Genomic DNA, 6,000 nt, shown 5'->3' with positions numbered 1-6,000 from the left:
CTGTGCAGTAAAAATCGTTAACGAATGGTTAGACCAATCCGATTCTGACTTAATCAAATAGATAGACTTCTATCTATTTTACTTCTTTTTTTATTTTAACTCTTAATCTAATAGACTCAATTTTAACATTAACGTTTTGAAATTTCCACTGATTTTTAAATTGGGATATATACATCTGTTAAAGCAAGGTATAGGAGAAAATCCAAGCTTAGATACACCATATATGAAAACCTTCTAAACCTACAAATTAAAAAAAAATGGTGATGGATTATGATATTCAATTTCAGATGAAAATACATTCATCAATCACATTTTAATTGTCATGACAATATTATTTAACCCCAATATTTGAGAATTATCAATACTGTCTGAAATGCTGCTTAATATACCAGTATTCTCGCAATTGAAATTTGAATCATCATTTGTATTATATCCTATTCCGGAATATTTCATTGAAATAACAGTATATTCACCATTATAACGAATGATTACATCAATCCATTCCAAATCATCATTCATATCCACAATATGGACAATCATTTCCTCTACCGCCGAACTAACATAGAGAGCAGATTTATCGCAGGATATGAATTCCCGAACCTGATTGGAGAGATATGCACCATCTTTCTTATTTCCACTAATTGTATATTCCCTCATTTTTTCATTTTGATTATCGTTCATTCTTAAAAACAACCCGGAGCATTGTCTATTAGTCTTTTTATTCATATACTTGGAGTATAAGTAAATTAAAAATAAAAATAAAGCATTTTAAATATTTAATATCTATTAAAACGGGAAAATATACTTTAAAAAATATAGATGTGAGAGAAAAGTTTTTGAGTTTAAATCCTTGGCATTGAACTTATGTTTGAAAATTAGAAGTCACACACAACTCAAAAATTGCTTTTAAATATGAACCTGATAATGTTAATGTTAAAATAATATGCCCAACAAATCTAAATACAAGGTGATAGCATGGAATCCCTTGAAGATGCCACAAAAGAAGAACTGATAGAATCCTTAAAAGAAGATAATAACAAAATCGAAGAATTGAGTGAAAAAATCAGAAGTCTTGAAGGAGAACAGTTGAAATCCAATGTCAACAACCGCCAGCTTGAAGGCAAAATCAGAGAACTTAAAGGAGAAATCAACTCATTCAAGAAAACTCCACTAATCCTTGCAACAGTAACGGAAGTATTCGATGACAAACAGGTCGGAATCCAGGGAAACGTTGGCCATGAGTTTCTTGTAAACTACCCCGGTTCAATCAATAAGGATTTATTAGAACCTGGATCCAGAGTAGCGCTGAACCAAACCAATTTGACAGTCGTCAACGTATTTCCAAAAAAGAAAGATAAAAACATCACCGCAATGGAAATTGAAGAACGGCCTAATGTAACTTACGAAGATATCGGAGGTCTCAAATACCAGATAGTAGAGCTGAGAGAAACCGTTGAGCTTCCGATAAAACACCCTGAAATATTTGAAGAAATTGGAATAGACCCTCCAAAAGGAATTCTTCTCTACGGACCTCCGGGAACAGGAAAAACACTCCTTGCAAAAGCGGTAGCAAATGAAACCAAAGCAAGATTCATAAAACTGGTGGCATCAGAGTTTGTAAACAAATATCTCGGAGAAGGATCCAGATATGTCAGGGAAGTGTTTGAACTTGCACGTGAAAAGACCCCTACAATAATTTTCATCGATGAAATCGATGCAATAGGAACAAAAAGAATGGGAGAAACCAGCGGTGCAGACAGAGAAGTCCAGAGAACCTTGATGCAGCTTTTAGCTGAACTTGACGGATTCGATTCAAGAGGAGATGTTGGAATTATCGGAGCTACAAACAGACCTGACATTCTGGATGATGCCCTTTTAAGACCTGGACGATTTGACAGAACTATAGAAGTTCCAAATCCTACAAAAAACGGAAGAAAGCACATCCTTGAAATTCACACCAAAAGAATGAAAGTTGAAGATGACATCAACTTTGACAAAATAAGCGAAATAACAGAAAGTTTTTCAGGAGCCGATTTGAAGGCTGTCTGTACTGAAGCGGGAATGTTTGCAATCAGAAATAATAGAAAAATTGTAATAACAAAAGATTTCCTGGATGCAATTGATAAAATTATCGAATCATCAAGAGCAAATTTACAATTAAAATAATCTTTTTATATTAATAACTACAAAGATTTATTAGTATAACTTATTTTAATGATAATTTATTTTTTTATATTGGTGAATTTAGATGACACATTGGATTGAAAACATAGCTGATGAATTAAGCAAAATGGATGTAGAAGAACATGTCATCGCAAGTGGAACCTCCATTTCAGGTTCAATACACATTGGAAACTCTTGCGATATATTTATAGCTAACGGAATTGGAAAAAAATTAAGAGAAAAAGGAAAAAAAGCTAAAACAATTTGGATTGCCGATGACCATGACCCACTCAGAAAGGTTCCTTATCCATTACCTGAAGATTATGACAAATACTTGGGCATGCCCTACTCTACAATTCCATGCCCTGACGGATGCTGTGCTAACTTTGTAGAACACTTTGAAAAACCTTTGCTTTCAGTAATGGATGATTATGGAATTGAAATGGAACATAAATCCGGTTTTGAAATGTACCAATCAGGCATTTATAATGATTACATAAGAACTGCTTTTGAAAATGTTGAAAGAATCAAAGAGATATTTAATCAATACAGAAGAGAGCCACTAGCTGATGATTGGCTCCCATATAATCCTATTTGTGAAGAGTGCGGAAGAGTAAACACAACTCAAGCTTATGATTTCGATGGAGATATTGTAAAATACAGATGTGAATGTGGCCATGAAGGTGAAATGGACATCAAATCCGGAAACGGTAAACTTACATGGAGAGTGGAATGGGCTGCAAGATGGAAAATATTTGGAACAACTTGTGAACCATTCGGAAAAGACCACGCTGCAAGTGGAGGATCATATGATGTAAGTAGCGTTATTTCAGAAGAAATATTTGATTATCCTGCACCATATCCAGTGCCATACGAATGGATTACCCTTGACGGTGAAGCAATGAGTAAATCCCATGGTGTTTTCTTTGCTCCTGAAGAATGGCTAAAAATAGGACCTGCTGAAAGTCTTCATTATTACTTATTCAGGTCAAAACCGATGAAAGCAAAAGATTTCTCACCAAAAATGCCTTTTTTAGACTTTATTGACCAGTTCGATACAGTTGAAAAAGTATTCTACGATGAAGTAGAAGCTCCATCTGAAAAAGAAGGTAAAAAATTCAAAGAAATCTATGAAATAGTTCAAATGAATCCTGATGCACCTTTACCTTTCAGACCACCATTCAGATTCCTGGTTAATGCTTATCAAATTGCAGGAGACGACCTTGAAAAGATTTTTGATATTCTCAAAAGGAACTCCCAATTAACAAAAAGCTTTGAAGACAAGGAATTTGGCGAATTAACAGAGTTGGAATTAACCCAATACCGTGAAAGAGTTGACAATGTGAAATACTGGTTAGATACTTATGCACCGAAATTCGTAAAATTCCAAGTGCAAACTAAAAAAGTTCCAAAATTACCACTAACAGATGAACAAACACAATTCTTAAGTGATTTGGCGGATTTAATGGAAAAAACCGAATTCAATGATGCAGCCGTATTACACGATGCAATGTATGAAATCTTAGAAGGTCAAGGTTTAAAACCACAAAAAGGTTTCCAGGCAATTTATAAAATGATTCTTGGTCAAAAACAAGGCCCTAGAGCAGCATCATTTTTACTAAGTTTAGATAAAGACTTTGTTGTAAAAAGATTAAGACAAGAAGCTTAATCTTCAACTTTTATTTTTAAACAAAATTAAATTAAACTTTTAAACTCTTTTTTCATTACAAAATTATCTATAAAGCAATAATCTAATTTTTCAAATATTTCTACTAGAATATCTTCCTTACTGTCAAAGCTTACAATAACACTTTTGAATTCATAATCAATAGCTATTTTTTCCAGCTGCCTAATCAACTTATAAGCTATCTTTTCCCTTTCATCATAAGAATTTAAAAACAGTGTTGTAATTTCACATGAATCAGCATCATAAACCTTAAAACTAGTGCATCCAACAATTTTATTAAAACTATTTAAAAGCAAGACTACTTGAGGATCATCCACTTCACAACCAAATGATTTACAAAATTTTATAAAGCGCTCGTCACGCTCGTCAGTTACAATTATCTCCATTATTTGACCTCTGTTGAATTTCCAACTTTTGCAAGTTCATTTTCCCAAACACCGGGGTTATTGCATGCGAATTTTAAAAATAAATCTCTACATCTTACATCATTTAAAACAACTACCTCAACATTATTGCATTTTAATAAATTTTCAGCACCCATCAAAGTAGTATTCTCTCCAATTACAACCCGAGGAATATTATATAAAATCACGGCCCCAGAACACATTGGACATGGTGAAAGTGTAGTGTACAATGTACAGTGTATATAATCATCATAATCAAGACGTCCCGCATTTTCAATTGCATCCATTTCAGCATGCAACAATACAGAATCATTTTGAATTAGTCTATTATGACCCCTAGATATGATTTCACCATCTTTAACAAGAACAGCCCCAATTGGAATTCCACCCTCCGTTAAAGACTTTTGAGCTTCCTTAATAGCTTCATCCATAAAATAAGTATCATCAATCATCTTAAAAAAAGAAAATATGAATAGATGAATTAATCATCTATTTAAATCTATTAAACAATCCTTTGTTGGATTCTTTTTCTAATGCATCTTCAAGTTTTTTAACTTGTTTTCTTAAATCAGAAATTGTTTTATTTGTTTCGTTAGATAATTTATCATAACTACTTTCTTTGACTTTTAATTGAGTTGTAAGACTTGAAATTTCTTCTTTATAATTAGAAATAGTTTCCTTATTATTTTTATCAATTTCTTCTTTATAATTACCTATTTCAATTAAATCTTGTCTTAACTCATTAATTTCTGAAGTGAGTTCAAGATTTTCAGCTTTTGCACTGTCAATTTTTTCATTTAAATCTGAAATTCTTTCTTTTAAATTACTATTTTGTTCTTTTAATTTTTCTAATTCATGAACATCTTTAGAATTTAATTCTTCTTTCAAATCAGCAATTTTAGTTTCATAATCTGACTTGATGGTTTCCAATTCAGATTCTAATTTGTCTGCCCTTACTTTATTAACAGCACCCTCCGCACCGAGTTTTCCGATTTTATTACTTAAATCTGCACTAATATCTAACTGATCGAAGTATTTCCTAGTAGTTTTTTCTAAAGCTTCAGTCAATTCCATTTTTACACTTTTCAATTCAGAATTTTCTTTCTTGAGTTTAGGAATGACCTTATTAGTTAAATAATTAAGCTCACTTGATTGATTGGAGAGTTTTTTAGATTTTTCAGAAATTTCATTTTTCAGTTTAGAAACAACATCAGAATCTACAGAAGTTTCAACAGTTTTATTTTGTTCAGGATTTTCTTTAGTTTCCTCAATAACATCTTCCTCAGCAGAAGACTCCTCAACAACCTCTGCAGGAACTTCCTCAATAACATCTTCCTCAGCAGAAGACTCCTCAACAACCTCTGCAGGAACTTCCTCAACAACTTCTACCTCAGCAGAAGACTCCTCAACAACCTCTTGAACAGGAGTTTCCTCAATAGTTTCATTAATTTGCTCAACAGGAGTTTCTTCAACTATTTTTTCTTCTTTAGACTTCTTATTTTTAATTTTATCAAGATTTAAACTCATTTTAGAGCCATACATGGCATTAATAGGTTTTTTATCAGACATTTATATCACCGAAATAGCAATATTAAATATTAAGTTCAACTATCAGTATACTAAAAATAAAATTTTCTTTTACTGTATATTTAAAATTTATCAAAATTTATTTTAGAAATTTTTTCATAATTCAGCACTTGCAAATATTATTAATATTATGAAAATCAATAATTATATACTGAATTA

Annotated in this window: 6 protein-coding genes; 2 read left to right on the top strand and 4 right to left on the bottom strand. The window is 32.0% G+C overall.

The window, feature by feature from the left end; all coding sequences use genetic code 11:
* Positions 1-306 precede the first annotated feature (306 nt).
* Positions 307-657: a hypothetical protein gene (locus tag Q0P94_RS01160; RefSeq protein ID WP_295112774.1), complete on the bottom strand. Its 351-nt coding sequence runs from the start codon at positions 655-657 to the stop codon at positions 307-309.
* Positions 658-960: 303 nt separating this feature from the next.
* Between Q0P94_RS01160 and Q0P94_RS01155 the strand changes: the two genes are divergently transcribed.
* Positions 961-2,166 (top strand): proteasome-activating nucleotidase, encoded by a 1,206-nt coding sequence (locus tag Q0P94_RS01155; protein WP_295112780.1) that lies wholly within the window; start codon positions 961-963, stop codon positions 2,164-2,166.
* An 82-nt stretch (positions 2,167-2,248) separates the two neighbouring features.
* On the top strand, positions 2,249-3,832 hold the full coding sequence (gene lysS, locus Q0P94_RS01150; protein WP_295112736.1) for a lysine--tRNA ligase: 1,584 nt from the start codon (positions 2,249-2,251) through the stop codon (positions 3,830-3,832).
* A gap of 26 nt (positions 3,833-3,858) precedes the next feature.
* Here lysS and Q0P94_RS01145 read toward each other — a convergent pair whose 3' ends face one another.
* From Q0P94_RS01145 to Q0P94_RS01135, 3 genes are read right to left on the bottom strand one after another with little or no spacing between them, the layout of a single operon-like run.
* Positions 3,859-4,236, bottom strand: coding sequence for a hypothetical protein (locus Q0P94_RS01145; protein WP_295112733.1), 378 nt, complete (start codon positions 4,234-4,236; stop codon positions 3,859-3,861).
* Complete coding sequence (locus tag Q0P94_RS01140; protein WP_295112730.1) at positions 4,236-4,706, bottom strand: nucleoside deaminase; 471 nt, start codon at positions 4,704-4,706, stop codon at positions 4,236-4,238. Before Q0P94_RS01140 ends, Q0P94_RS01145 begins: the two co-directional genes overlap by 1 nt.
* A gap of 37 nt (positions 4,707-4,743) precedes the next feature.
* Complete coding sequence (locus Q0P94_RS01135) at positions 4,744-5,823, bottom strand: hypothetical protein (protein ID WP_295112728.1); 1,080 nt, start codon at positions 5,821-5,823, stop codon at positions 4,744-4,746.
* Positions 5,824-6,000 lie beyond the last annotated feature (177 nt).

Source organism: uncultured Methanobrevibacter sp. (genome assembly GCF_946184425.1).
In the GTDB taxonomy this organism is placed as follows: Archaea; Methanobacteriota; Methanobacteria; order Methanobacteriales; family Methanobacteriaceae; genus Methanocatella.
The sequence above is the reverse complement of the archived record's forward strand: the minus strand, read 5'-3'. Positions and strand labels throughout refer to the sequence as shown.